Here is a 355-nt window from a genome sequence, read left to right as displayed (position 1 = left end):
GTCATGTCGAACGTCGTCGGGCCGACCTTGCGGACGTTATCGCCGCAGAAGGAAACCAGATTCCTGGCGTTGCCCTTGTCGATCGTGAGCTTGAAATTGCCGCTGCTGCCGGACGCCCAGTGGCCGCCCGTGGTCAGGACGTAAGCGATGCGGCTTTCGAAATATTTCGGATAGCCGTCGGGATTTTCCTTTGCTGTCTTGCGCACCGCATTCTCGAACGCCTGGTCCATGCAGTAGCGGGTCTTGTAGCTGTCGTACTGCCCCTGGAACTTGCCGGCGTAGTAGAAGCTGACCGATGACGTGCCGCCGACGCTGGGCTTATAGCGGTGCGAGACATGGACTTCCTTGTTGGCCG

General features: G+C 59.4%; 1 protein-coding gene. It reads right to left on the bottom strand.

What is annotated here, in order from left to right; genetic code table 11:
- Positions 1-355, bottom strand: a 355-nt coding sequence (locus EN851_RS34650) for a DUF4424 family protein (protein ID WP_135931076.1), incomplete at both ends; no start/stop codon positions are given.

The organism is Mesorhizobium sp. M8A.F.Ca.ET.208.01.1.1, from assembly GCF_004791315.1.
GTDB lineage: Bacteria > Pseudomonadota > Alphaproteobacteria > Rhizobiales > Rhizobiaceae > Mesorhizobium.
The sequence above is the reverse complement of the archived record's forward strand: the minus strand, read 5'-3'. Positions and strand labels throughout refer to the sequence as shown.